This is a genomic window from Pleomorphomonas diazotrophica, assembly GCF_002844595.1.
GTDB lineage: Bacteria > Pseudomonadota > Alphaproteobacteria > Rhizobiales > Pleomorphomonadaceae > Pleomorphomonas > Pleomorphomonas diazotrophica.
On record NZ_PJNW01000005.1, the window covers coordinates 211,851 to 236,701 of the forward strand.

A 24,851-nucleotide genomic window follows, 5' to 3' on the forward strand; every position below is an offset into this window, starting at 1 on the left:
GAGTCAGTATCGGCCTGCGAGTCCCGCCATTTCTCAGCCCCCAAGAGGGAAAACTGGAAATTGTGATTCATTTCAAGACTCTATTCCTGCGGCACCCAGGATCTCCTCACCAGTCTTGCTTCAGCATCGATCGGGAACAAGACCTTACGGTCGAAAACGTATGATTCAACAAATGACAAGGAAGACTCGTAGAAACCAGTATCCTTAATAGCCGACTGCGCCGAATTGCCAGCCGAGAGAAGAATCCACTTCAGTTTTCGGTAACCAATCCATGCGTGTACTGCCATGCCCCAGGTCCACGGACAGGTGTGGCCTTCGACGCCTGTAGATTGTAGAGGCTCTAAGTTGCCGTCGCTCGAACAACGCAAGATTTCCTGCGATCTGACCGCCGCGCTCGACGCGTCTGCCGTCCGTGAACTCCATGCGCAAATCGAGCCTCTCGTTTCCGAGGCCACCTACCTGACCCTGAATGCCGCAGCCGTCGAACGGCTCGGTACCCAGGCCGTTCAGCTTTTTGTTGCAACCGCCCGCGCGCTCGAAATGAACGGCGGCCGGCTCGCGATCGTGAATATCACGCCAACCTTTCGCGAAGCCTATGCCGACCTCGGCCTTCTCGCCGAACTCGACGCCCGGAGCTCCATAAATGCCGAGAAAGATACTGACGGTTGACGACTCCAGGACCATGCGCGACATGGTCACCTACACGCTGAAGGGGGCTGGCTTCGACGTCCTCGAAGCCGAGGACGGGGTCAAGGCACTTGGCGTTCTCGCCAGTACCCGCGTCGACCTGATCATTACCGACATCAACATGCCCAACATGGACGGCGTGACGCTGGTCAAGCGGGTGCGCGCCGGTGGCGCTCACGCGTCGACGCCGATCCTGATCCTTACCACCGAATCCGGTGACGACAGAAAGGCCAGCGGAAAAGCCGCCGGAGCCACGGGCTGGATCGTCAAGCCCTTTGCACCGGAGAAGTTGCTCTCCGTCGTCAACAAGGTTTGCCCCGCCTGACCCTTCCGGACGGCCGTCATGTCAACTCCGACCTTTGGTTCCGACGAACTCGCCCAGTTCCGCAGGACGTTCTTCGAGGAATGCACGGAACTGCTTGCCGACCTTGAGGAACGCCTCGGGGCGCTCGTCGCGTTTTCCAGCGACGTTGAGAGCCTCAACGCCATATTCCGCGCCGTTCATTCGGTGAAGGCCGGCGCCGGTGCCTTCGGCTATACCGTGTTGGTAGGCTTCGCGCATCGCTTCGAGGCGCTGCTCGACCGCCTGCGCGATGGCAAGGCGGAGCTGGACGAACGCACGCTCGCAGCACTCGTCGCGGCCGCAGACGTGTTTTCGGCCCTTGTCGATCTCGCCCGCCAGGGAGAGGTGCCCGCCGATGATTTCGGCGCCGATGTCGCCGAGGAGCTCGGCGCCCTGCTCGACGGCGCCGCCCCGACGGCCAGCGTGGCACGGCCGGCCGAAGCTGCACCGGAAGCAGCGAAGCCGGCCGAGAAAAGTTACCGCATCCTCTTTCGCCCTAACGCGGAGCTGTTCCGCCACGCCAACGAGCCGCTCTATCTGATCCGCGAGATGAAGACGCTCGGAGAGCTCACGGTCGACTGTGATCTCTCCCGCCTGCCGCCCTTTGATGCGTTCAACATAGACGATTCCTATCTCGGCTGGACCATGACGCTACGCGCGGTCTGCACGCCGGCCGCCATCGCCGAGGTGTTCGAGTTCGTCGATGACGAATGCGTACTGACGATCGAGGAGATCGCTGCTGCCGTCGAGCCCGATGAAGCCTCCCCCGTCGTCGCGGTCGCAGCGACGGTGGCAACGACCGTTGCGCCGCCGTCGGACCCCCAGCCGTCGGGAAGCAAGCCTTCTGAGAGCAAGGCCGCCGGCAAGACCGGGTCGATCTCGTCGATCCGCGTCGACCTCTATCGTGTCGACCGCCTCGTCAACATGGTGGGCGAACTGGTCATCGCCCAGGCGATGCTGGCGCAGCAGTTTACCGAGAGCCATAGCCACGACGACCCCACCGCGCTCCAGGGCTTCGAGCATCTGGCGGGGCTGACGCGCGAGTTGCAGGAATGCGTGATGGCCATCCGCATGCAACCCGTCAAATCGGTGTTCTCGCGCATGCCGCGCCTCGTCCGGGACGTCGGCCACAAGACCGGCAAGGACGTACGCCTCGAAATGGCCGGCGAGCAGACCGAGGTCGACAAGACGGTAGTCGAGGAACTGGCCGACCCGCTGACCCACATGATCCGCAACGCCGTCGATCACGGCATCGAGGACGCGGCGGAACGGCTTGCCGCCGGCAAGCCGGCCGAAGGCGTCATCCGCCTGTCCGCCCAGCACGCCGGCTCCAACATTCTGATCCATGTCGAGGACGACGGCGCCGGGCTCGACCGGGACCGCCTCTTCGCCAAGGCGGTCGAGAAGGGCATCGTGCCGGCGGGAGCCAAGCTCACCGGCGAGGAAATCGATGAGCTGATTTTCGCGCCGGGCTTCTCGACGGCGGCCGCCGTCACCGACGTGTCGGGCCGCGGCGTCGGCATGGACGTCGTCCGGCGCAATGTGCAGGCGCTTGGCGGCCGCGTCCAGGTGATGTCAACGCCGGGCAAGGGCACCCGTTTCACGCTGGTCATTCCGCTGACCCTCGCCGTCCTCGACGGCATGGTGGTGGCAGTCGGCTGGGAGAAGTACATCCTGCCGCTCACCTCGATCGTCGAATCCTTCCGTCCCGGACGCGGCCAGATCCGCGTCATCCCCGGCGGCGGCGAGGTCGTGTCCATTCGCGGCGAGTTCGTCCGTCTGATCCACCTCGCCCGGGTATTCGGCGTCACGGAGGCCGTCGCCGACCCCTGCCAGGGCCTCGTCGTGCTGATCGAACTTGCCAACGGCGGCAAGCTCGGCGTCGTCGTCGACGAACTGATCGGCCAGCAGCAGGTGGTGATCAAGTCGTTGCAGGACAATTACGACCCGGTTCCGGGGATCTCCGGCGCCACCATTCTCGGCAACGGGCGCGTCGCGCTCATCGTCGACATCGAGGAACTGACCCGCCTTTACGACCGGAACGCCCGCATCGCCGATGCGCTGCGGCAGCCGATCGCCGCCAACGCCTGACCTTACGGAGACTTCTCCATGGCAGAACCGCTAGACCTTCCCAGCATCGGCCCGGACGCCGCCACGGCGCAGACGCGACAGTTCATTTCCTTCCGCGTCGGCGAGGACGAATTCGCCATCGACATCATGGCGGTTCGCGAAATCAAGGGGTGGACCGAGACAACCGTCCTGCCGAACCAGCAGGACTACATGCTCGGGGTGCTCAACCTTCGCGGCACCATCGTGCCGATCTTCGACCTTCGCTGCCGTTTCGGCCTCGGGCTCACCACCGCGACGCGCAGCCACGTGGTGATCATCGTGGCGATCGGCGGCCGTCTCCTCGGCCTGCTGGTGGATGCCGTCTCGGACATCCTGACCGTCAATGCCGCCGATATCCGGCCGGTGCCTGACGTCGACCAGCCGATCGACAACGCCTTCCTCGCCGGCATCATTCCGGTCGGCGACAGCATGGTCGTCCTTCTCAGCCTCGAAAACCTCTTCGCCAATCATGGCCCGGCCAACGCCGCCATCGCCGCGTGAGCGGCCTCTCCAGGAACTGACATCATGTCACTGACCTCGCTGAAACTCCGCACAAAGATCGGCCTGATCGTCGCGCTGATGACCCTGCCGATCGTCATCCTCGGCTGGCTCTATGTCAGCAAGAGCGAAGAGGGCGTGGCCACGGCCCGCCAGGAGGCCGACGGCGTCACCTATGCGATCGCCATCTGGGAATCCATTCGCGGGCTCGCCGTTTCTGCCCTCGACGACACGGCGACCCCCGCCACCGTGCTGCCTGACATTCCGGATCTCGCCGGCCTCAACCGCGATCACGGCGCCACCTTCGGCTCCACCGCCGCTGCCGAGACCTTCGCCGCCGCGCTGGCGAGCTACGACTGGCCGCGCAACCACGTACCGTTCGACGCAAAGCTGACCCAGTCGGTCAACTCCGGCCTCGCCCTCATGGCCGCCGTCTCCGACGGCGCCGGCATTGCGGTCGATACCGAGGTCGACCACAACTATCTCGGCCAGGCGCTGATGAACCGTATTCCGCGCGTGCTGTGGTACCGCGTGGCGATCACCGGAAAGATCCGCGAGATGTCGCGGGCGACCAGCGTGTCCGTCGCCGATCTCGGGCTTCTGAAGTCGCAGATCGCCCTGTTCCAGGAGGCCTCCGGCGGCGCCCTCGACGTGCTCCAGGTGGCAAAGACCCACAGCACGGACGGCCGAATCGAAGCCCTCAGCGCGCAGATCACTGCCTTCGCCGAGGCCGTGCCCACCTTCGTCCGCGAGGCGGAAGCCGTCACCCTCGCCTTTGAGACGGCCGCCACACCGCAGAACGTCGACGTCTCCCGCTTCATGGACGCCACCAAGGCGCAGGCCAAGGCGAGCCAGGCCCTCTGGCACGGCGGCGCCGAGACGCTCACCGCCATGCTCGCCGATCATGCCGCGAGCCTGCGCAGCGCGCTGTTCGCCACATTCGGCGTGGTCCTGTTGGCCGTGATCGTGGCGCTCGCGGTCAGCATCTTCTTCTCCCTGCAGATCACACGCGGCATCGGCCGGATGATCGGCTACATGCAGCGGATCACTGCCGGCGACTATGAGTTCGAGGTCGACGGCACCGATCGCAAGGATGAAATCGGCACCATCGCCGGCGCCGTGTCGGTATTCCGCGGCAATGGCCGGCAGGTTGCCGAGCTCACCGCCAACTACAAGGGTCAGGCCGACGCCATCCGCCTGTCGCAGTCGGTGCTGGAGCTGGCGCTCGATGGCTCGGTCATCGATGCCAACGACATCTTCTGCCGTATCTTCGGCTATACGATCGACGAGATCCGCGGCAAGCCGGTATCGATGTTTGCCGACGCCGCCGTCCGCGAGAGCGCCGAATACAAGCTGATGTGGGAGGGGCTGCAGCGCGGCGAGCATGTCACCGGCCAGTACAAGCGCATCGCCAAGGGTGGGCGGGAAGTCTGGCTCGAGGTGTCGTTCAACCCGATCATCGGTCTCGACGGCAAGCCGTTCAAGATCGTCCAGATCGCCACCGACGTCACCGCCCAGCGCCTTCAGTCGGCCGACTTCGAGGGACAGATCGCCGCCATTTCCAAGGCGCAGGGCATCATCGAGTTCTCGCTCGACGGCAAGATCCTGAGCGCCAACGAGAACTTCCTCAACATGCTCGGCTACACGTTGGCCGAGGTCCGCGGCCAGCACCATTCCATCCTGGTCGACCCAGCTTATCGCGCGTCGGTCGACTACCGCATGTTCTGGGAAAAGCTCGGTCGCGGCGAGTATGATACCAACCAGTACAAGCGCATCGGCAAGGGCGGCCGGGAGATCTGGATCCAGGCCTCCTACAACCCGATCCTCGACATGAACGGCAAGCCGTTCAAGGTGGTCGAATATGCCACCGACGTTACCGAACAGGTGCGGTCTGCGGAGGCGCTGCAGGCAGCGGTGCGCGAGTCCAAGGAAGTGATCGAGGCGGCGCGCGGCAACGACCTCACCCGCCGGGTACCGCTCGACGGCAAGACCGGGGAAATCGCCAGCCTCTGCGAGGGCATCAATACACTGCTCGACACCATGTCGACCGTGGTGGCCGACATGATGGAGGCGGCGACCACCATCTCCAATGCCGTCGCCGAGATTTCCTCAGGCACCACCGACCTCTCCCAGCGGACCGAGCAGCAGGCCTCGAACCTCGAGGAAACCGCCGCGTCGATGGAAGAGATGGCGGCCACCGTCAAGCAGAACTCCGACAACGCCCAGCAGGCCAACCATCTGGCGGCCTCCGCTCGCGGCACGGCGACCGATGGCGGCGAGGTCGTCGGCAAGGCGGTCGAGGCCATGAGCCGCATCGAGACCTCGTCGCAGAAGATCTCCGACATCATCTCGGTGATCGACGAAATCGCCTTCCAGACCAACCTTCTGGCCCTCAACGCCGCCGTCGAGGCAGCGCGGGCGGGCGACGCCGGTAAGGGCTTCGCCGTTGTCGCCTCGGAGGTGCGCTCGCTCGCCCAGCGCTCGTCCGGCGCCGCCAAGGACATCAAGGCGCTGATCGTCGAGAGCGGCGCCCAGGTGAAGGATGGCGTCAAGCTGGTCAACGACGCCGGCACCGCGCTGACCGAGATCGTCGGTTCGATCAAGAAGGTGGCGGATATCGTCTCCGACATCGCCGCCGCCAGCCGCGAACAGTCGGCGGGCGTCGAGGAGATCAACAAGGCCGTCACCCAGATGGACGAGATGACGCAGCAGAACTCGGCGCTGGTCGAGGAAAATGCCTCGGCGACGCGCATGCTGCAGGAACAGGCCGAGGCCATGCATGGCCGCATGTCGGCCTTCCGGCTCGCCGAAGCCGTCCGGTCGGCTCGGGTCGCCCTCGAGGAGCGGCGCGAAGCGAGATCCGCTGGCAAGACCCCGCCTCGTCCCGCCCAGCCCAAGAAGGTGGCGGCGGCCGGTGGGCGCACCGCCCAGCGCCTGCAGTCCGAACTGCATGCGGCCTTCGAGAACGATGCCGACTGGAAGGAATTCTGAGCGCGTCAAAAGATCGGGCCGCGGCGGCAACGCCGCGGCCTAGTTCCCCCGGAGTAGACATGGCCGCCCTCAGCACGACCGCCCCGGAACATCGCGAATTTCCCTTCACGCTGAAGGAGTACCGCCGGCTCTCGGCGTTCATTCACGGCCGCACCGGCATCACCCTGCCCGATCACAAGATCAACATGGTCTATTCGCGGCTGACGCGGCGGCTCAGGGAGCTCGGCTTCTCGGCCTTCTCCGAATATTGCGACTATTATTCAAGCCCGGAGGGCGAAGACGAGATCGAGTATCTCATCAACGCGCTCACGACCAACCTGACCCGCTTCTTCCGTGAGAAGCACCATTTCGACCACTTAGCCGACAACCTGTTCTCCGAACTGTCGACCGACGGCATCAACGGCCGGACGCGCCTGCGCATCTGGTCCGCGGGGTGCTCGACGGGCGAAGAGCCCTATTCGATCGCCATGACCTACCAGGAGACGGCGTCGTCGCGGGTACGCTGCGACACCCGGATTCTGGCGACCGACATCGACAGTTCGGTGGTGGCGCGCGGCGCATCCGGCCGCTACGGCGGGCAGTCGGTGGCCGAACTCGGCAAGGGCCGGCGCTATCGCCACTTCACGGCCGTCAGTGGCGGCGAATGGCAGGTTCGCCCGGAGCTCCGGCAGCTCATCGCGTTCAAGCAGCTCAACCTTCTCGATACTTGGCCGATGAAGGGACCGTTCGATGCCATCTTCTGCCGTAACGTTATGATCTACTTCGACAATCCGACCAAGGCCCGGCTGGTGCAACGTTTCGCCGACCTTCTGGCGCCCGGCGGTTGGCTCTACATCGGTCATTCCGAGACCATTCTCGACCAGAAGACGGCTTTCCGCCTGCGCGGCCCGACCATCTACCAGAAGGGAACCTGAGCGATGTCCTTTGCCGGCCAGCCGAAACCGACCGAGCATCGCGATTGCCACGTCGCCCAATCCCGCCAGACCTCGCACGCCTATGACTGGCGACGGGGCCTGCAAGCCGTGCGGGTGCTGCCGGGCGAGGCCTATGTGACGGCGCGGACCGACGAAATGATCGTCACCGTCCTCGGTTCCTGCGTCGCCGCCTGCATCCGCAACCCGGCAACCGGCTTCGGCGGACTCAATCATTTCATGCTGCCCGAGAGCGACTCCGGCATCTGGAACGGCGCCAGCGCCGCCCTGCGCTATGGCAACTACGCCATGGAAGTGCTGATCAACGAGGTGCTGAAGTCCGGCTGCGAGCGCAGGGACCTTGAGATCAAGCTGTTCGGCGGTGCCGACCTCACCGACGGGCCGACGTTGATCGGCTCGTCCAACGTGTCCTTCGTGCTCGACTATCTGGAAGCCGAGGGCCTCGTCATCGCCTCGGCCGATCTCGGCGGCTGCTATGGTCGGCGCATTCACTACAATCCATCGACCGGGGTCGTGCACCGGCTTCTGCTTGGCACCGCGACACACCCAGACTTCGTCGAGGAGGAACATTCATTCAAGGATCGGCTCGCCCGGACGAAAGTCGAGGGCGAGGTCGATCTCTTCTGAGGAACCATTATGTCCGGTACGCCCATCCGCGTTCTCATCGTCGACGACAGTGCGCTGATGCGCGACATGCTGGCCAGTGTGCTTGCCCACGATCCGGAGATCCAGGTGGTCGGCACCGCCAGCGACCCCTTCGCCGCACGTGAGGCGATCAAGCGTCTCAATCCGGATGTGCTGACGCTCGACGTCGAGATGCCCGGCATGAACGGCATCTCCTTCCTGGAAAAGCTGATGGCCCTCAGGCCGATGCCGGTGGTGATGGTGTCGACGCTGACCCAGGCCGGCGCCCTCAGCACCCTCCGGGCGCTTGAGATCGGCGCCGTCGACGTCGTCGCCAAGCCCGGCAAAGCCAGCGATCTCGACAGGATCGCCGCCGAGCTGATCGACAAGATCAAGATCGCTGCCGCCGCCAACGTCGGCGCCCGCCGCGCCACGCCCGAGAAGCCGCCGGCTCGGTTCTCCGCCCCGCCGCCACCCATCGGCTGCTCCCGCACCGGCATGGTGATCGGCATCGGCGCCTCGACCGGCGGCGTCGAAGCCATCCGCGCCGTGCTGACCGGCCTTCCCTCGGAGATGCCGCCGATCCTGATCGTCCAGCACATGCCCGGCCAGTTCACCGGCTCCTTCGCCAGCCGGCTGGACGGTCTCTGCGCCCTGCACGTGAAGGAGGCCGAGGATGGCGAGCTTCTGCGCCCCGGCACTGCCTACGTGGGGCCGGGCGGCCGTCAGTTCGAGCTCGGGCACGCCGGACCCAACCTCACCTGCCGCCTGGGCAGCGAGGACCGCGTCTCCGGTCACGCGCCGTCGGTCGACGTTCTGTTCCGCTCGATGGCGCGCGTCTGCCCGATCAACAGCCTCGGCGTCATCCTGACCGGCATGGGGCGTGACGGCGCCTCCGGCCTTCTCGATATCCGCCTCGGCGGTGGCCGGACGATCGGCCAGAACGAGGCAACGTCAGTGGTTTACGGCATGCCCCGCGCCGCCTTTGAGATCGGGGCCGTGGAGCGACAACTGCCGCTTCACGGCATCGCCCCCTACCTTGCCGCTGCCTTCTCGCCGGAAGCGGCCGAAAAGGCGCATGCTTGAGGTGACCACAGCGATCAGTCGGCGATCTTGCGGCACCCCGTCTTGAAGCGCTTGAAGTTGGCGGCGTAGTTTTCCGCCGACCGCCGCAGCTTTTCGATCGCCGCCTCGTCGAGTGATCGCACGGCTCGCGCCGGCGCGCCGACGATCAGCGATCCCTCCGGAAACTCCTTGCCCTCGGTGACCAGCGCGTTGGCGCCAACCAGGCTGTTGGCGCCGATTTTCGCTCCGTTCAGGATAGTGGCGCCCATGCCGACCAGCACGTTGTCGCCGAGCGTGCAGGAGTGGACGATCGCCTGGTGGCCGATGGTGCAGCCTTCGCCGATGGTCAGCGGGAAACCCGGATCGGTGTGCAGCGTCGCCCCCTCCTGAATGTTGGTGCGGGCTCCGACGACGATCGGCTCGTTGTCGCCCCGGATCACCGCGCCGAACCAGACGCCGACGTCGGACCCGAGCTTCACCTTGCCGATCACATGGGCGTCGGGGGCAACCCAGTAGTCGCCGTCTTCAGGCAGTTCGGGGGCGATTCCATCGAGTTCGTAGATCGGCATGGCGGCGTTCCGGGGCATGATGAAGGAGCGAACGGATCTTCCTTGTAAGCCGAGGCCGGTGGCGATCAAGGCGCTTTAGGCTTTGAATCCGCGGCTAATCGTTCCAGAGACGGGAAGCCGGCCCAGCCAGCCGAAGCACGATTTTGTTGGAAAACCGCCTTTCGCCGCTCCTCAAAATGCACTAGATGCCGTTATCTTTGCCGGGACGGTCTGGATTGCCGTCCCCCACGAGGGAAGCGAGCAACGGTGACGGATAAGAAGTCTGTCTTCATCAAGACCTACGGCTGCCAGATGAACGTCTACGACAGCGACCGCATGTCGGACACGCTGATGCCGCTCGGATACACTGCCGCCGACAGCGCCGAGAGCGCCGACCTCGTCATCCTCAACACCTGCCATATCCGCGAGAAGGCGGCCGAGAAGGTCTATTCCGAACTGGGGCGCCTGCGCGTTCTCAAGGCAGAGCGAGCCGCCGAGGGACGGGAGACGCTGGTCGCCGTCGCTGGCTGCGTCGCCCAGGCGGAGGGCGAAGAGATCATCGCTCGGGCGCCGGTCGTCGACATAGTGTTCGGTCCGCAGACCTATCACCGTCTGCCGGAGCTGATCGAGCGCGTGCGGGCGGGTGAGCGCCCGACCGCCACCGAAGGCAAGGCGCCGGCCCGCCAGAAGGTGGTGGAAACCGAGTTTCCCTCGGAAGACAAGTTCGACCATCTTGCCGCGCCCTCCGAGACGGCGGTGCGCTCGCGCGGGGTGACGGCCTTCCTCACCGTGCAGGAAGGCTGCGACAAGTTCTGCACCTTCTGTGTCGTGCCCTACACCCGAGGCTCGGAGGCCTCACGGCCGGTCGAAAAGATCGTCGAGGAGGCGAAGACCCTGGTGGCAGCCGGCGTGCGCGAGATCACGCTTCTGGGCCAGAATGTGAATGCCTACCACGGCGTCGACCGCGACGGGCGGACGGTCGGCCTTGCCGGCCTGCTGGCGCGCCTCTCCGAGCTGCCGCGGCTCGCCCGCATCCGCTATACCACCAGCCACCCGCGCGACCTCGATGATGCGCTGATCGCCGCGCACGGCGGCAATCCCAAGCTGATGCCTTACCTGCATCTCCCGGTGCAGTCGGGTTCGGACCGCATCCTCGCCGCCATGAACCGCCGTCACACCGCCGCCGAATACATCGCCCTCATCGAGCGCATCCGCTCGGCGCGACCGGACATGGCGATCTCCGGCGATTTCATCGTCGGCTTCCCGGGCGAGACCGAGGAAGACTTCGCCGCGACCATGGACATCGTCCGCACCGTCGACTATGCCGCCTGCTTCTCATTCAAGTATTCGCCGCGCCCCGGCACGCCGGCGGCAACGCTCGCCGACCAGGTGCCGGAAGCGGTGAAGAGCGCGCGGCTTCATCGCTTGCAGGCGTTGCTGGAAGAGCAGCAGAAGGCGTTTGCGGAGCGCCTCGTCGGCCGTACGCTGCCGGTGCTGTTTGAAAAGTCCGGCCGTACGCCTGGTCAGGTGGTCGGACGGTCGCCCTATCTTCAGCCGGTGGCCGTCATGGCACCGTCGTCGCTGATCGGTGAAATCGCCGAAGTGACCATCGAGGCGACTAGCGGACACAGCCTGATCGGCCGGCTCGAGGGCGAGCCCGTGCCGGCCCGACGGTCTGCATGAGGCCGTCAGGACACGCACCGACCATGCCGTCGCGATTGTCGCGACCTAACCGGGGAACGCCATGACCTATGCGTCCGACCTCACTCATCTGGAGCTGATCTTCGAGGATAACCGGTTGATCGGCCCACTCTACGGTCAGTTCGACCAGCATCTGGCACTGATCGAGCAAAAGCTGAGTGTCGACGCCACGGCGCGTGGCAACCAGGTGACGATTCGGGGCTCGCACGAGGCGGCCGGCCGCGCCCGCGACGTGCTGGAAGCGCTTTACGGCCGCCTGCAAGCCGGGCAGACCATCACCTCGGCCGACGTCGAGGGGGCGATCCGCATGGCGCTGGCGGTCGGCGATCAACTGCCGCTGCCGACTATCGACGCCGGCTCGCGGTTGCAGCTCGCCGCCATCTCCACCCGCCGCAAGACGGTAGTCGCCCGCAACCCGGCGCAGGACGCCTATATCCGCGCCATGGATCGTTCGACCCTGGTGTTCGGCCTCGGCCCGGCCGGCACCGGCAAGACCTATCTCGCCGTGGCGCATGCCGCCGCCCTGCTTGAACGCGGCGAGGTGGCGCGCCTCGTGCTGTCGCGTCCGGCGGTGGAGGCCGGCGAAAGGCTCGGCTTCCTGCCCGGCGACATGCGCGAGAAGATCGATCCCTATCTGAGGCCCCTCTACGACGCGCTCTACGACATGATGCCGCCCGAGCGGGTGGAGCGGGCGCTGACCTCCGGCGCCATCGAGATCGCGCCGCTTGCCTTCATGCGCGGCCGTACGCTGGCCAATGCCGCCGTCATCCTCGACGAGGCGCAGAACACCACGTCGATGCAGATGAAGATGTTCCTCACCCGCCTTGGCGACGGCTCGAAGATGATCGTCACAGGCGATCCCAGCCAGATCGACCTGCCGGCCGGACAGGTGTCCGGTCTGGTCGAGGCGAGCCGCATCCTCACTGAAACTCCCGGCGTCGTGCAGGTACGCTTCAGCCACGAGGACGTGGTTCGTCACGAGTTGGTGGCCCGCATCGTCAAGGCCTATGACGACGACAGCCGGGAGCGGCTCGCCGCCGCCCGCGGGGGAAAGGCATGAGCGTGATCGCCGTCGACATTCTCGCCGACAGCCCGCTGTGGGGTGAGGCGGAGGAGTGGCGCGCCGACGTCGAGGCTGCCGTCGCCATGGCGGCGGCCGCCGCCGATGCCGAGATCGCCGAGGACGCCGAACTGTCGCTTCTGCTGACCGATGACGCGGCGATCCGTCTGCTCAACCGCGACCATCGCGGCCTCGACAAGCCGACCAACGTTCTGTCCTTTCCGCAAGACGATCCGGAGGCCGACGCCTACGGACCGCTCCTCGGCGACATCGCCGTGGCGCACGAGACGGTGGCGCGGGAAGCGATCGAGGAAGGCATTTCCTTTCGCGACCACTTCCTGCACATGATCGTGCATGGATTCCTGCATCTCGTCGGGTATGATCACATGAACGACGACGAAGCCGAGGAGATGGAGGGGTTGGAAACGGCCATCCTCGCCCGGCTTGGTATTGCCAACCCCTATGCCGACGCGCCGATGGGCGGCGCCGGCCGCTGAGGAGCGGCACAATCGAGGCGTCCGCCAGCGGCCGGGAGGGTCAATGGGCGGCGCGGAAGAAGGACGATGAGCGACAGCGACAGTCATAGTACGGGCAGTCAGAATACCGCCGCGGCAGCCCAGCCGGGCACCTTGGCCGAAGGTGGAGCGGGCTCAGGATCAAGCTGGCTCGCGCGATTGCGCGAGGCCTTCGGCTTCAAGACCTCGGCGACGCTTCGGCAGAATCTCGAGGAGGCGCTCAGCCAGGAGGACGCCCTCGACGCTGCCTTTTCGCCCGAGGAGCGGACGCTGATCCGCAACATCCTTCGTCTCAGGGAAACGCGCGTCGCCGATGTGATGGTGCCGCGTGCCGACATCGCGGCCGTCGACGCCGACACGACGCTGGCCGAACTGCTCGGCCTGTTCGAGGCGTCCGGCCACTCGCGCATGCCGGTCTATCGCGAAACGCTCGACGACGCCATCGGCATGGTTCACATCAAGGACCTCATCACGCATATCACCGGCAAGGCACGCATCGATGCCGCCGCCGACGAGGACGAGGGCCGTCTCGACGTCGGCAAGGTCGATCTCGAAATCACCCTCGAAGCGGCGAAGCTGGTGCGCGCCGTGCTGTTCGTGCCGCCCTCGATGCCGGCCACCGACCTTCTGCAGAAGATGCAGGCGACGCATATCCAGATGGCGCTGGTCATCGACGAGTATGGCGGCACCGACGGCATCGTCTCCATCGAGGACGTGGTGGAGACCATCGTTGGCGAGATCGACGACGAGCATGACGACGAGGATGGGCCGCTGGTCAAGACGGTGCAGGACGGCGTCTATCTTGCCGATGCCCGCGCCGATCTCGACGACGTCAGGGCGGCCATCGGGCCGAGCTTCTCCTTCGTCGATTATGACGAGGACGTCGACACGCTCGGCGGTCTGCTGTTCGCCGCCCTTGGGCGCATTCCGGTGCGCGGCGAGGTGATCGTCTCCGACGATTTGCCCGGTTGGGAAATCGAGGTCCTCGATGCCGACCCGCGCCGCATCAAGACGGTGCGGTTGGTGGCACGCGCCACCGAACCCGAGGAGGCGACCGAACCTTCCGAGGTCGGGGCCTGATGGTCCGCCGGCGCCGATTGCGCAGCCGGCGGCCGACGCTTCCTGGCATGCTCCGAACGACGCCTGGAGTGCCGCGATCTCTGGCGGTCGGCGGCCATTCCCTCGTCAGCGGCGACCGGCTATTGCTTCAGGCGGAATGACCGATTCGCCGATGCGGGAAGAGGCGCCATGTTTGATACCCTTGCCCATCGGCTCCTGCTTCTCTGGGGATGGCCCCGCCGCCTTGCAGCCCTCTTGGCCGGCGCGCTGTCGGCACTGGCCCTCGCGCCCCTGCATGCCGCCCCCATCCTGTTCCTGACGCTACCGGCTCTGGTGATCCTCATCGACGGCGCTGTCGTTGCCGGTCCGCGCGGCGTCCGCCGGCTGAGGCCGGCGGCGATCACCGGCTGGTGGTTCGGCTTCGGCTATTTCCTGGCCGGCCTCCATTGGGTGGGAGTTGCCTTCTTCGCCGAGGGACGGTCGGCCCTCATCCCGCTGATGCCGATCGCCGTCGTCGGCCTTGCCGCTGGCCTCGCCCTGTTCACCGCGTTTGGCGTCCTGCTGGCTCGTCTCCTTTGGAGTGACGGCCCCACCCGGATTTTCGCTCTCGCCTTCGGGCTCAGCGCCTCCGAGTGGCTGCGCGGCCACGTGCTGACAGGCTTTCCCTGGAACCTGTTCGGACAGGCAGTGGCCTTTACCGATGTCACGGCGCAAGCGGCAAGCGTGGTGGGTATCTACGGGCTGACCCTCGCCGGCATCGCCGTGTTCGCTGCGCCGGTGCTGTTGACGGACGAGATGGGGAAACGACTCTGGCTGCGGCGGCTGACCGTCACCTTGGTGCTGGCGCTCGCTGCCGCCGACATCGGCTGGGGCGCCTACCGGCTGTCGGGCGCAGTGCCGGTTGGTGAGGCGGTCATCGCTGATGCCCGCATCCGCATCGTGCAACCGAACATCGATCAGGCCGCCAAATGGTCTCCGGAGAAACGGCAGGAAGCACTCGACCGGCTGGCGACCCTCTCCGATCGACGGACCGACCCGGAGACGCTGGGCGCCATGTCTTTCTCGGAAATCGTCTGGCCGGAGACCGCCCTGCCCTTCTTCCTGACCGAGGAGCCGGAGGCGCTCGCCCGTATCGCCGACCTGTTGTCGCCCGGCACGATCCTGCTCACCGGCGCGCCGCGCGTCGAACCGACCGGCGATCCGGAGGACGGCGGGCGCCGCTATTACAACTCCCTGTTCGTCATCGACGACAGCGGCGCCATCCGGGCCGCCTATGACAAGGTGCACCTCGTTCCCTTCGGCGAGTACATGCCGCTCGGGGCGTTGGTGCGACGGCTGGGTATTGGCGAGCTGTTTCGCGGCATCGGCGGCTTCTCGCCCGGGCCTCGCCGCAACCTGATCGCGCTGGCCGGCCACCCATCCTTTTCTGTGCTGATCTGCTACGAAGCGATCTTCCCCGGCGAAGTTCTACCGGAGAGCGGCCGTCCCGACTATCTCGTCAACGTCACCAATGACGGCTGGTTCGGTGAGAGCGCCGGCCCCTACCAGCACCTTGACGCAGCCCGCCTGCGGGCGATCGAGGAAGGCGTGCCGATGGTTCGCGCCGCCAATACGGGCATTTCGGCAATCATCGACGCCTACGGCAGGATGGTTGCAAGTCTACCGCTCGGCGAGGAAGGCGTGCTTGACGGTTTCGTGCCATCCGAGCGCCCCAAGTCTTTCTTTCAACGAAGCGGACAGGCTTTTCTCTTGATCTTTAGCGTCTTTTTCATCTTGCTGTCACTTCTCGGAAAGGGAAAACGTAGAGCCGGGAGTTGACAACTTCTCGTTCAGAGACAACAATCTCAGCGCGCAACGATCCTTTTGTGGTTCGTTTGCCAAGAAATGGGCCGCAAGACAAAAAATAAAGACCGCGCCTTGCGAGCCTCATCGATAACCGTGGGTCAACCCGCAGACGAGACCAATATGGCCAGCAAGAAGTCCCCCAATCCCATTGACGTCCATGTCGGCAGCCGCGTCAGGCTGCGCCGCATGATGCTTGGCATGAGCCAGGAGAAGCTGGGCGAAGCGCTCGGCATCACCTTCCAGCAGATCCAGAAGTACGAGAAGGGCACCAACCGCGTCGGTGCCAGCCGTCTTCAGCACATCGCCACGGTTTTGAAGGTGCCGGTGTCCTTCTTCTTCGAGGATGCGCCGGGCACGCCCGAAGAGGCGGCCGGGTTCGCCGAGACGCCGAGCCACTCCTATGTCGTCGACTTCCTGTCGTCGACCGAAGGATTGTCGCTCAACAAGTCCTTCGTAAGGATCAAGGATGCCCGCGTCCGTCGGCGCATCGTCGATCTCGTGCAGACGCTGGCCGCCGAGGACGGCGAGGCCTGAGCAAGTCTCGCTTGTAATTGCAAACGGATTGTCTCGGCACTGGTCGAGGCAATCCGTTTTGCTTTTCGAGCCTCATCAAAGCCCCGTTCCATGGGAACGGCCTTGCCGGACACCTCCTCAAAACAGAAGATTTTCGCCTCCTCCGTGACGAGAAACGCACGGCGCATTCCAAACGCGTCCGAGCGTGCGGCAGGCGCTTGCGCTTTTCCCGGCGGCTTGCGAAAAGGGAGCGCCGCGAAGGACAACTCCCGCGACAGACCAGTCTTCCGTCGACCGCGTCGACGTCTTCTTTGAGGGGTCAACCCTATGTCTCGCCAGAACTACCTCTTTACTTCCGAGTCCGTCTCGGAAGGCCATCCCGACAAAGTCTGCGATCGCATTTCCGACACCATCGTCGACGCCTTCCTCGCCGCCGAACCGCAGGCGCGCGTGGCAGCCGAGACGCTGGCCACAACCAACCGTATCGTCATCGCCGGCGAGACGCGCGGGCCCAAGTCCGTCGACAACGCGCTGATCGAGCACCTGACGCGTCAGGCGATCCGCGACATCGGCTACGAGCAGGACGGCTTCCATTGGGAAACCGCGAAGATCGAGATCCTGCTGCACGAGCAGTCTTCCGATATAGCCCAGGGCGTCGACGCAGCGGCTCACAAGGACGAGGGTGCCGGTGACCAGGGCATCATGTTCGGCTACGCCTGCCGTGAGACGCCGGAGCTGATGCCGGCGCCGATCTATTACGCCCACAAAATCCTTCGCGACCTCGCCGCGGCCCGCAAATCCGGTAAGGAGCCGCTGCTCGCCCCTGACGCCAAGAGCCAGGTGACCGTCGCCTATGAGGGCGGCAAGGCAGTTCGGGCGCCGCAGATCGTCCTTTCCACCCAGCATGCCGAAGGACTGACTTCGGCCGACGTGCGCCGCATCGTCGAGCCCTATATCATTGCAGCGCTGCCGGCCGGCTGGGTCGACGAGAGCACCGTCTGGCACGTCAACCCGACGGGCAAGTTCGTGATCGGCGGCCCGGACGGCGACGCCGGTCTCACCGGCCGCAAGATCATCGTCGACACCTATGGCGGCGCGGCGCCGCACGGCGGCGGCGCGTTCTCCGGCAAGGACCCGACCAAGGTCGACCGCTCGGCGGCCTATGCCGCCCGCTGGCTCGCCAAGAACATCGTCGCCGCCGGCCTCGCCGATCGCGCCACCATCCAGCTCAGCTATGCCATCGGCGTCAGCGATCCGCTGTCGATCTACGTCGACCTGCACGACACCGGCAACGTCGATCCGGCCAAGATCGAGAAGGTGCTCGGCGACCGCGACTTCGTCCGCCTGTCGCCGCGCGGCATTCGCGAGCGTCTCGGCCTCAACAAGCCGATCTATGCCCGGACGTCGGCCTATGGCCACTTCGGCCGGGCGGCCGAAGCTGACGGCGGCTTCTCGTGGGAAGCTCTCGATCTCGTCGATGCGTTGAAGTCCGCCCTCGCCTGAGGCGGAGAAATAGGCTAGACACCGGCCCCGGCAGTTCGCTGCCGGGGTTTTTGTGTCTCTAGGCAGCTTGGCTGCCGGAGTTTTTTACGTCCTGGGCAGATCGGCTGCGGGATTTCTCATGCAACAGGCAACGATGAGCGACGACGACCATAGGCCGGAGCACCGGCCCGGCCAGCCACGCGAGAGCGCCTTCTTTGGGCGTCGCAAAGGCAAGACGCTGCGGAAGGGACAGGCTGAACGGCTCGAGGCCGACCTGCCCAAGCTGTCGCTCGACCTCGAGATGCCCGCCCCTGACCGTCTCGCAGAGCTCTTCCCGGATGCGCCGGCTGAGATCCGTCTGGAGATCGGTTTCGGCGGTGGCGAACACCTGGTTCATCGCGCCCTTGAGTGCCCGGACGTCGGCTTCATCGGCGTCGAGCCCTTCATCAACGGCATGACAAAGGCGCTTGGCCGCATCGCTGCCGAGGAGATCACCAACGTGCGCCTCAGCGGCGAGGACGGCGTCAAGGTGCTCGACTGGCTGCCCGAAGCGTCGCTCGACCGCGTGCTGCTGCTCTATCCCGATCCCTGGCCGAAGAAGCGCCATTGGAAGCGGCGCTTCGTCGGACCCGACACTGTCGCTCGCTTCGCCCGCGTGCTGAAGGATGGCGGCGAGTTCTGGTTCGCGTCGGACATCGACACCTATGTCGACTGGACGCTGCACCATGTGCGCGCCGACCCCGCCTTCATCTGGACCGCATCGGCACCCGACGACTGGCGCCAGCCTTGGGAAGGATGGCCGGGAACGCGCTACGAGGCCAAGGCGCGCCGCGAGGGTCGCGGCTCGGCTTACCTGACCTTCCGACGCTTGCCTCGTGAAGGTTGAGTCCGGGCATGTCCGGCAGCCGGCGAGGCTTTCCAGCGGAAGGCTTCCATCGCCACCATTGATTTCCGCGCAAAAGCGGCCTATATGGGGTGCATCAGTTCTGATGCGCTTCATAAGCGGGTTGGGAGTGGGTCCGAGAGGTCCCGCTCTTTTTTATTGCCTGTGGTGAAGACGCCGTGAGGGATACCGCCGAAGGATGACGTCCGAGGACCAGCCGCCCCTTCCGCCACTTGGCGGCCAGAGTGTCGACACGACGCTCGATGAGCCGCGCCTGGTGACCGAGACCGGCGTCGAGGCGCGGGTCGCCGCGATCATCGAGCCGGCGCTGATCGACCTTGGATACCGCCTCGTCCGCGTGCGCATGACCGGCCTCAACGGCGTGACGCTGCAGATCTTCGCAGAGAAGGCCGACGGCACCATGAGCGTCGAAGACTGCGAAGCGGCGAGCAACGTGATCTCGCCGCTGCTCGACGTCGACGATCCCATCGGCAAGGCCTACAGCCTTGAAATGTCGTCGCCCGGCATGGATCGCATCCTGGTGCGGCGGTCGGACTTCATCCGCTGGTCGGGCTTCGAGGCCAAGCTTGAACTTGCCGTGCCGCTCTTGGGCCGCAAGCGGTTCCGGGGCTGGCTCACCGGCGTCAAGGACGACAAGGGCGGCATGCGGCTGCTGCAGGCGCTCGAAGACGGTACCAAGGACATCGAATTCCCGCTCGACACCGTGTCGGAAGCGCGGCTCGTGCTGAACGAAGCTCTGATCCGCGAGGCGCTCAAGGCGGGCAAGAGCTGAGACGGACGGGCGGCTGCGCCGCCCGAAGGAAACCGGGGACACCCCCCGAAGGACGGATTAGGAACCCCATCGAGGGCAGGAGACGAAGACAATGGCCGTCAGTGCGAACCGTTTGGAACTGTTGCAGATCGCCGACGCGGTGGCCCGCGAGAAGTCGATCGACCGGCAGATCGTCATCGCCGCGATGGAGGACGCCATTCAGAAGGCGGCCCGCTCGCGCTACGGTTCCGAGACCGACGTCCGCGCCGAGATCAATCCGCGCACCGGCGAGATCAAGCTGCAGCGCTTGCTGCAGGTCGTCGAGAATGTCGAGAACTTCTCGACCGAGGTCGACCTCGTCGAGGCACAGCGCCGCAACCCGGCCGCCCTCGTCGGCGACTTCATCTCCGAGCCGCTGCCGCCGATCGACTTCGGCCGCATCGCCGCCCAGTCGGCCAAGCAGGTGATTGTGCAGAAGGTGCGCGAAGCCGAGCGCGACCGCCAGTTCGACGAGTTCAAGGATCGCACCGGGGAAGTGGTGAACGGTGTCGTCAAGCGCGTCGAATACGGCAACGTCATCGTCGACCTCGGCCGCGGCGAAGCGATCTGCCGCCGCGACGAGCTGATCCCCCGTGAGAGCTTCCGCTACGGGGACCGCATCCGCGCCATCATTCACGACGTGCGCCGCGAGCAGCGGGGCCCGCAGGTGTTCCTGTCGCGCACCCATCCGCTTTTCATGGCCAAGCTGTTCGCCTCGGAAGTGCCGGAAATCTATGATGGTATCATCGAGGTGAAGTCGGTGGCTCGCGACCCGGGCTCCCGCGCCAAGATCGCCGTCATCTCGAAGGATTCGTCCATCGATCCGGTCGGCGCCTGCGTCGGCATGCGCGGCAGCCGCGTGCAGGCCGTCGTGCAGGAACTGCAGGGCGAGAAGATTGACATCATTCCCTGGTCGCCCGATCCGGCCACCTTCATCGTCAACGCGCTGCAGCCGGCGGAAGTCGCCAAGGTGGTGCTCGACGAGGATGCCGAGCGCATCGAGGTGGTGGTGCCCGACGATCAGCTGTCGCTGGCCATCGGCCGCCGCGGCCAGAACGTCCGCCTCGCCAGCCAGCTCACCGGCTGGGCGATCGACATCCTGACCGAGCAGGAAGAGAGCGAGCGGCGCCAGAAGGAGTTCAACGAGCGCACCGAGCTGTTCATGAACGCGCTCAACGTCGACGAAGTCGTCGGCCAGTTGCTGGCCACCGAAGGCTTCGCCACCGTCGAGGAGCTCACCCTGGTCGAGCGTGACGAGATCGCGGCCATTGAAGGCTTCGACGAAGAAACGGCTGAGGAAATCCAGGCGCGTGCGCAGGATTATCTCGACGCCAAGGAACGTGAGCTCGACGAGGAGCGCATCAAGCTCGGCGTCGAGGATGCCCTGCGCGACGTGCCGGGCGTCACCACGGCCATGATGGTCGCCCTCGGCAAGGACGGCGTGAAGACGGTGGAAGATCTCGCCGGCTGTGCCACCGACGATCTCGTCGGCTGGACCGAGCGCAAGAACGGCGAGACCATCCGCAACAAGGGCAGCCTCTCCGATCTCGACGTCAGCCGCGCCGATGCCGAGGCGATCGTCATGGCGGCGCGCGTCGCCGCCGGCTGGATCGAAGCGCCGGCCGAGGACGCGGATGTCGTCGAGGAAGAGGTCGCCGAAGAGGCGCAGTGAAGACAATGACGGGGGTCGCCTCTGGCGACCTTCCAACCCGGAAAGAGGACGATGGCACCGAAGGCTGAGACGGCGGAACGCAGTTGCATCGTGACGCGCGTCGCGCAGCCGCCCGAGGGCCTCGTCCGCTTCGTCTGCGGACCGGACGGCGCGGTGGTGCCGGATGTCCGCGGCAACTTGCCGGGTCGTGGTGTCTGGGTGACCTGCCGCCGCGACGTGGTGGCCGAGGCGGTGCGCAAGCGGGCGTTTTCGCGCGGCCTCAAGGCAGAGGCCAAGGCAGGCGATGATCTGCCGGACCTGGTCGAGGCGCTGCTGCTCAAGGCGGCGTTGTCGGCCCTGTCGATGGCGCGCAAGGCCGGCCTCGTGGTCACCGGCTTCGGTCAGGTGAGCGATGCGGTCGGCAAGGGTGGCGTTGTCGCCGTGCTGCACGCCCGCGAGGCGGCCGACGACGGCCGACGCAAGATCGGACAGGCGATCAGGCGGCGCCTGCGCGCCACCGGAGCCGGTGGAGACGTAGAGGAAATGCCCGGAAATGCGGCATTATGGCAACAACCGCCACCTTCCGGACCAAAGGTTGTCGCCGGAATCTTCGCGTCGAGCGAAATGGATTTGGCATTGGGCGGCGCAAATGTGATACATGCTGCTCTGCTCGCCGGTGGGGCGAGCACCAGCTTCCTGAAATGCGCTGCAGCGCTGGCCCGTTACAGGGGCGAAGCGCCGGACACGGACTGGACAGCGGACCTTTCCTGAGGTTCGCGAATACGATTGGCCATTGCGCTGCCCGTATGGGGTGCCGCGACGGCCCGCGAGGATAGAGCACGGTATGAGCGATACGAAAGACACCGACGACAAGAGCACGTCCATGGCGCCTAAGAAGACGCTGACCCTTTCCCGGCGCACCGTTGAGCAGGGAACGGTCAAGCAGAGCTTCAGCCATGGCCGGACAAAGGCCGTCGTGGTGGAGACCAAGAAGTCGCGCAAGCACGGCGACGGCAGCCCGCTTGAAAGCGTGCAGTCGACGCAGACCGCGCAGCTTCAGAAGTCGATCGCCGACAGCCTGAAGCCTCGCCGCGACGCCGCGCCTGCCAACGCTCCGCGCGAACAGCGCCGACCGGCGCCGGGTGGCATGGTGCTGCGCACGCTCAGCCAGGACGAGATCGAGGCCCGCCAGGCCGCGCTTGCCGAAGCCATCGCCCGTGAGGCCGAGGCGCGCAAGCGCGCCGAGGAAGAGGCGAAGCGCCGGGCCGAGGAAGAGGCCCGTCGCAAGGTCGAGGAAGAAGAGCGCGCCAAGCGCGAGGCCGAAGAGGCCGCCGCTCGTGCCGTCGAGGAAGCGCGCCTGAAAGCCGAGGAAGAAGCCCGCGCCAAGGCGGCGCCCGCCGAGGCCGCACCGCCGAAGCCGGCTGAGCCTGCCGTTGCCAAGGCTCCCGTTGCCGACAAGAAGCCGGCTCCGGCCGGTGCGCCGCGTCCCGTCGCCGAGGTGGCTCCGCGCGGCAAGATCGCCGGCGACGATGATGAAGAGAATCCGCGCGGCAAGCTGCTCGCCGCCAAGAAGGCACGCGTGCCGGCGCCCGCACCGGTCAAGAAGGCCGGCGAGGACGATCGTCGCAAGGGCCGCCTGACCATTTCCGCCGCCCTCTCCGACGACGAGGGCGAGCGTTCCCGTTCGCTTGCCGCCTTGAAGCGCAAGCGCGAGAAGGAACGGCGTGGCCAGCAGTCCGGTCCGCGCGAGAAGGTGCTGCGCGAGGTGGTTCTGCCCGAGGCGATCACCATCCAGGAACTCGCCAACCGCATGGCCGAGCGCGCCGTCGATGTCATCCGCCTGCTGATGAAGCAGGGCCAGATGCTGAAGATCAACGACGTGATCGATGCCGATACCGCCGAGCTGATCGCCACCGAGATGGGGCATACGGTGAAGCGCGTCTCCGAGGCCGACGTCGAAGAAGGCCTGTTCGATGCGCCCGACGTCGTGGCGGACACGCAGCCGCGTCCCCCTGTGGTCACCATCATGGGCCACGTCGACCACGGCAAGACGTCGCTGCTCGACGCGTTGCGCCACGCCAACGTGGTGGCCGGCGAAGCCGGTGGCATCACCCAGCACATCGGTGCCTATCAGGTCGAGCAGAACGGCCAGAAGATCACCTTCATCGACACCCCGGGTCACGCCGCCTTCTCGGCGATGCGTGCCCGCGGCGCCAAGGTGACCGATATCGTCATTCTCGTGGTGGCCGCAGACGACGGCGTCATGCCGCAGACGGTGGAGGCGATCAGCCACGCCAAGGCGGCAGGCGTTCCGATCATCGTCGCCATCAACAAGATCGACAAGCCCGACGCCAACCCTGAGCGCGTGCGCACCGAGTTGCTGCGCCATGAGATTCAGGTGGAATCGATGGGCGGCGACACGCTCGAAGTGGAAGTGTCCGCCAAGGCCAAGACCAATCTCGACAAGCTGCTCGAGATGATCCTGCTGCAGTCGGAAGTGCTGGAACTCAGGGCCAATCCCGACCGCGCCGCCGAAGGCATCGTCATCGAGGCCAAGCTCGACAAGGGCCGCGGCCCGGTGGCCACGGTGCTGGTTGACCGCGGCACGCTCAAGGTGGGCGACATTGTCGTCGCCGGCTCGGAATGGGGCCGCGTTCGCGCGCTCCTCGACGACCATGGCGCCAACGTCAACACCGCCGGTCCGGCCATGCCGGTCGAGGTGCTCGGCTTCCAGGGCACTCCGGACGCCGGCGACCGCGTCGCCGTCGTCGAGAATGAAGCCCGTGCCCGCGAGATCACCGAGTATCGCGTCCGTCAGAAGCGCGAGAACGTCGCCAAGCGTGCTTCCGGCTCGCGCGGCTCGCTCGAGCAGATGATGAGCAAGCTGCAGACCGCCGGCAAGAAGGAGTTCCCGCTGGTCGTCAAGACCGACGTGCAGGGCTCGCTCGAAGCCATTGTCGCCTCGCTCGAAAAGCTCGGCAACGAGGAAGTTGCGGCGCGGGTCATCCACGGCGGCGTCGGTGGCGTCACCGAGTCCGACGTCACGCTGGCCTCGGCCTCCGACGCGGCGATCATCGGCTTCAACGTCCGCGCCAACAAGCAGGCGCGCGATGCGGCCGACCGCGACGGCATCGAGATCCGCTACTACAACATCATCTACAATCTCGTGGATGACGTGAAGGCGGCGATGAGCGGCATGCTCACACCCGAGCGGCGCGAAACCTTCCTCGGCAACGCCGAGATCCTGGAGGTGTTCAACATCTCCAAGGTCGGCAAGGTCGCGGGCTGCCGCGTCACCGAGGGCATGGTGGAGCGCGGCGCCTCGGTGCGCCTCATCCGCGACAACGTGGTTATCCACGAGGGCAAGCTCGGAACGCTCAAGCGCTTCAAAGACGATGTCAAGGAAGTCCACGCCGGTCAGGAATGCGGCATGAACTTCGAGGCCTATCAGGACATGCGGGCCGGCGACGTCATCGAGTGCTTCCGCGTTGAAGAGATCGCCCGCACGCTGTAATGGCTGGCCCGGCGTCTTTC

At 65.8% G+C, this 24,851-nt stretch carries 21 protein-coding genes; 20 read left to right on the forward strand and 1 reads right to left on the reverse strand.

What is annotated here, in order from left to right:
- The first annotated feature begins 345 nt into the window (after positions 1 to 345).
- Genes CXZ10_RS09140 through CXZ10_RS09175 form a run of 8 tightly spaced genes read left to right on the forward strand, consistent with a single transcriptional unit; the run spans position 346 to position 9,270 of the window.
- The gene (locus CXZ10_RS09140) at positions 346 to 669 is read left to right on the forward strand and encodes an STAS domain-containing protein (RefSeq protein ID WP_180335926.1); all 324 of its coding nucleotides are present in this window, start codon (positions 346 to 348) and stop codon (positions 667 to 669) included.
- On the forward strand, positions 644 to 1,012 hold the full coding sequence (locus CXZ10_RS09145; protein ID WP_101288835.1) for a response regulator: 369 nt from the start codon (positions 644 to 646) through the stop codon (positions 1,010 to 1,012). Before CXZ10_RS09140 ends, CXZ10_RS09145 begins: the two co-directional genes overlap by 26 nt.
- A gap of 18 nt (positions 1,013 to 1,030) precedes the next feature.
- Positions 1,031 to 3,121, forward strand: coding sequence for a chemotaxis protein CheA (locus CXZ10_RS09150; RefSeq protein ID WP_101288836.1), 2,091 nt, complete (start codon positions 1,031 to 1,033; stop codon positions 3,119 to 3,121).
- Between the two features lie 18 nt (positions 3,122 to 3,139).
- On the forward strand, positions 3,140 to 3,640 hold the full coding sequence (locus CXZ10_RS09155) for a chemotaxis protein CheW (RefSeq protein WP_101288837.1): 501 nt from the start codon (positions 3,140 to 3,142) through the stop codon (positions 3,638 to 3,640).
- 24 nt (positions 3,641 to 3,664) lie between these two features.
- Entirely contained in the window at positions 3,665 to 6,628 is a 2,964-nt protein-coding gene (locus tag CXZ10_RS21690) for a methyl-accepting chemotaxis protein (RefSeq protein WP_101288838.1), read from the forward strand.
- Between the two features lie 59 nt (positions 6,629 to 6,687).
- Positions 6,688 to 7,542, forward strand: coding sequence for a CheR family methyltransferase (locus tag CXZ10_RS09165; RefSeq protein WP_101288839.1), 855 nt, complete (start codon positions 6,688 to 6,690; stop codon positions 7,540 to 7,542).
- 3 nt (positions 7,543 to 7,545) lie between these two features.
- Entirely contained in the window at positions 7,546 to 8,187 is a 642-nt protein-coding gene (locus CXZ10_RS09170; protein WP_101288840.1) for a chemotaxis protein CheD, read from the forward strand.
- 9 nt (positions 8,188 to 8,196) lie between these two features.
- Complete coding sequence (locus tag CXZ10_RS09175; RefSeq protein WP_101288841.1) at positions 8,197 to 9,270, forward strand: protein-glutamate methylesterase/protein-glutamine glutaminase; 1,074 nt, start codon at positions 8,197 to 8,199, stop codon at positions 9,268 to 9,270.
- A gap of 14 nt (positions 9,271 to 9,284) precedes the next feature.
- Here the strand turns inward: CXZ10_RS09175 and CXZ10_RS09180 are convergent, their stop codons facing one another.
- On the reverse strand, positions 9,285 to 9,818 hold the full coding sequence (locus CXZ10_RS09180; protein ID WP_101289000.1) for a gamma carbonic anhydrase family protein: 534 nt from the start codon (positions 9,816 to 9,818) through the stop codon (positions 9,285 to 9,287).
- Between the two features lie 246 nt (positions 9,819 to 10,064).
- Here CXZ10_RS09180 and miaB point away from each other — a divergent pair, with 246 nt between their 5' ends.
- From miaB to infB, 12 genes are all read left to right on the forward strand, one after another.
- Positions 10,065 to 11,480, forward strand: coding sequence for a tRNA (N6-isopentenyl adenosine(37)-C2)-methylthiotransferase MiaB (gene miaB, locus CXZ10_RS09185; RefSeq protein ID WP_342212719.1), 1,416 nt, complete (start codon positions 10,065 to 10,067; stop codon positions 11,478 to 11,480).
- A 61-nt stretch (positions 11,481 to 11,541) separates the two neighbouring features.
- Positions 11,542 to 12,558: a PhoH family protein gene (locus tag CXZ10_RS09190; protein ID WP_101288842.1), complete on the forward strand. Its 1,017-nt coding sequence runs from the start codon at positions 11,542 to 11,544 to the stop codon at positions 12,556 to 12,558.
- Positions 12,555 to 13,055 (forward strand): rRNA maturation RNase YbeY, encoded by a 501-nt coding sequence (gene ybeY / locus CXZ10_RS09195; RefSeq protein ID WP_101288843.1) that lies wholly within the window; start codon positions 12,555 to 12,557, stop codon positions 13,053 to 13,055. The genes CXZ10_RS09190 and ybeY overlap by 4 nt, the downstream gene beginning before the upstream one ends.
- A 66-nt stretch (positions 13,056 to 13,121) precedes the next feature.
- Positions 13,122 to 14,153 carry a hemolysin family protein gene (locus CXZ10_RS09200; protein ID WP_101288844.1) on the forward strand — a complete coding sequence of 344 codons (1,032 nt, stop codon included), beginning with the start codon at positions 13,122 to 13,124 and terminating at the stop codon, positions 14,151 to 14,153.
- Between the two features lie 168 nt (positions 14,154 to 14,321).
- On the forward strand, positions 14,322 to 15,950 hold the full coding sequence (gene lnt, locus CXZ10_RS09205; protein WP_101288845.1) for an apolipoprotein N-acyltransferase: 1,629 nt from the start codon (positions 14,322 to 14,324) through the stop codon (positions 15,948 to 15,950).
- A 147-nt stretch (positions 15,951 to 16,097) separates the two neighbouring features.
- On the forward strand, positions 16,098 to 16,511 hold the full coding sequence (locus CXZ10_RS09210; RefSeq protein WP_101288846.1) for a helix-turn-helix domain-containing protein: 414 nt from the start codon (positions 16,098 to 16,100) through the stop codon (positions 16,509 to 16,511).
- Positions 16,512 to 16,817: 306 nt separating this feature from the next.
- A complete protein-coding gene (metK, locus tag CXZ10_RS09215; protein WP_101288847.1) occupies positions 16,818 to 17,993 on the forward strand; it encodes a methionine adenosyltransferase in 1,176 nt (391 codons plus the stop codon).
- Positions 17,994 to 18,126: 133 nt separating this feature from the next.
- Positions 18,127 to 18,858, forward strand: a complete 732-nt coding sequence (gene trmB, locus CXZ10_RS09220) for a tRNA (guanine(46)-N(7))-methyltransferase TrmB (protein WP_180335939.1) — start codon at positions 18,127 to 18,129, stop codon at positions 18,856 to 18,858.
- A 196-nt stretch (positions 18,859 to 19,054) separates the two neighbouring features.
- Entirely contained in the window at positions 19,055 to 19,648 is a 594-nt protein-coding gene (gene rimP / locus CXZ10_RS09225) for a ribosome maturation factor RimP (RefSeq protein WP_101288849.1), read from the forward strand.
- 91 nt (positions 19,649 to 19,739) lie between these two features.
- Positions 19,740 to 21,338 (forward strand): transcription termination factor NusA, encoded by a 1,599-nt coding sequence (gene nusA, locus CXZ10_RS09230; protein WP_101288850.1) that lies wholly within the window; start codon positions 19,740 to 19,742, stop codon positions 21,336 to 21,338.
- 51 nt (positions 21,339 to 21,389) lie between these two features.
- On the forward strand, positions 21,390 to 22,088 hold the full coding sequence (locus CXZ10_RS09235; protein ID WP_101288851.1) for an RNA-binding protein: 699 nt from the start codon (positions 21,390 to 21,392) through the stop codon (positions 22,086 to 22,088).
- Between the two features lie 73 nt (positions 22,089 to 22,161).
- Positions 22,162 to 24,831, forward strand: coding sequence for a translation initiation factor IF-2 (infB, locus tag CXZ10_RS09240; RefSeq protein WP_101288852.1), 2,670 nt, complete (start codon positions 22,162 to 22,164; stop codon positions 24,829 to 24,831).
- The last annotated feature ends 20 nt before the right edge of the window (positions 24,832 to 24,851 follow it).

What these genes read in the sequence shown, in the direction of transcription:
- nusA (WP_101288850.1), top strand. Translation starts at nt 19,740, where the DNA reads ATGGCCGTCAGTGCGAACCGTTTGGAACTGTTGCAGATCGCCGACGCG.
- CXZ10_RS09235 (WP_101288851.1), top strand. Translation starts at nt 21,390, where the DNA reads ATGGCACCGAAGGCTGAGACGGCGGAACGCAGTTGCATCGTGACGCGC.
- infB (WP_101288852.1), top strand. Translation starts at nt 22,162, where the DNA reads ATGAGCGATACGAAAGACACCGACGACAAGAGCACGTCCATGGCGCCT.
- CXZ10_RS09180 (WP_101289000.1), bottom strand. Translation starts at nt 9,818, where the DNA reads ATGCCGATCTACGAACTCGATGGAATCGCCCCCGAACTGCCTGAAGAC.
- CXZ10_RS09165 (WP_101288839.1), top strand. Translation starts at nt 6,688, where the DNA reads ATGGCCGCCCTCAGCACGACCGCCCCGGAACATCGCGAATTTCCCTTC.
- ybeY (WP_101288843.1), top strand. Translation starts at nt 12,555, where the DNA reads ATGAGCGTGATCGCCGTCGACATTCTCGCCGACAGCCCGCTGTGGGGT.
- CXZ10_RS09175 (WP_101288841.1), top strand. Translation starts at nt 8,197, where the DNA reads ATGTCCGGTACGCCCATCCGCGTTCTCATCGTCGACGACAGTGCGCTG.
- CXZ10_RS09200 (WP_101288844.1), top strand. Translation starts at nt 13,122, where the DNA reads ATGAGCGACAGCGACAGTCATAGTACGGGCAGTCAGAATACCGCCGCG.
- CXZ10_RS09190 (WP_101288842.1), top strand. Translation starts at nt 11,542, where the DNA reads ATGACCTATGCGTCCGACCTCACTCATCTGGAGCTGATCTTCGAGGAT.
- CXZ10_RS09170 (WP_101288840.1), top strand. Translation starts at nt 7,546, where the DNA reads ATGTCCTTTGCCGGCCAGCCGAAACCGACCGAGCATCGCGATTGCCAC.
- CXZ10_RS09150 (WP_101288836.1), top strand. Translation starts at nt 1,031, where the DNA reads ATGTCAACTCCGACCTTTGGTTCCGACGAACTCGCCCAGTTCCGCAGG.
- CXZ10_RS21690 (WP_101288838.1), top strand. Translation starts at nt 3,665, where the DNA reads ATGTCACTGACCTCGCTGAAACTCCGCACAAAGATCGGCCTGATCGTC.
- CXZ10_RS09210 (WP_101288846.1), top strand. Translation starts at nt 16,098, where the DNA reads ATGGCCAGCAAGAAGTCCCCCAATCCCATTGACGTCCATGTCGGCAGC.
- metK (WP_101288847.1), top strand. Translation starts at nt 16,818, where the DNA reads ATGTCTCGCCAGAACTACCTCTTTACTTCCGAGTCCGTCTCGGAAGGC.
- CXZ10_RS09145 (WP_101288835.1), top strand. Translation starts at nt 644, where the DNA reads ATGCCGAGAAAGATACTGACGGTTGACGACTCCAGGACCATGCGCGAC.
- CXZ10_RS09155 (WP_101288837.1), top strand. Translation starts at nt 3,140, where the DNA reads ATGGCAGAACCGCTAGACCTTCCCAGCATCGGCCCGGACGCCGCCACG.
- trmB (WP_180335939.1), top strand. Translation starts at nt 18,127, where the DNA reads ATGAGCGACGACGACCATAGGCCGGAGCACCGGCCCGGCCAGCCACGC.
- lnt (WP_101288845.1), top strand. Translation starts at nt 14,322, where the DNA reads ATGTTTGATACCCTTGCCCATCGGCTCCTGCTTCTCTGGGGATGGCCC.
- rimP (WP_101288849.1), top strand. Translation starts at nt 19,055, where the DNA reads ATGACGTCCGAGGACCAGCCGCCCCTTCCGCCACTTGGCGGCCAGAGT.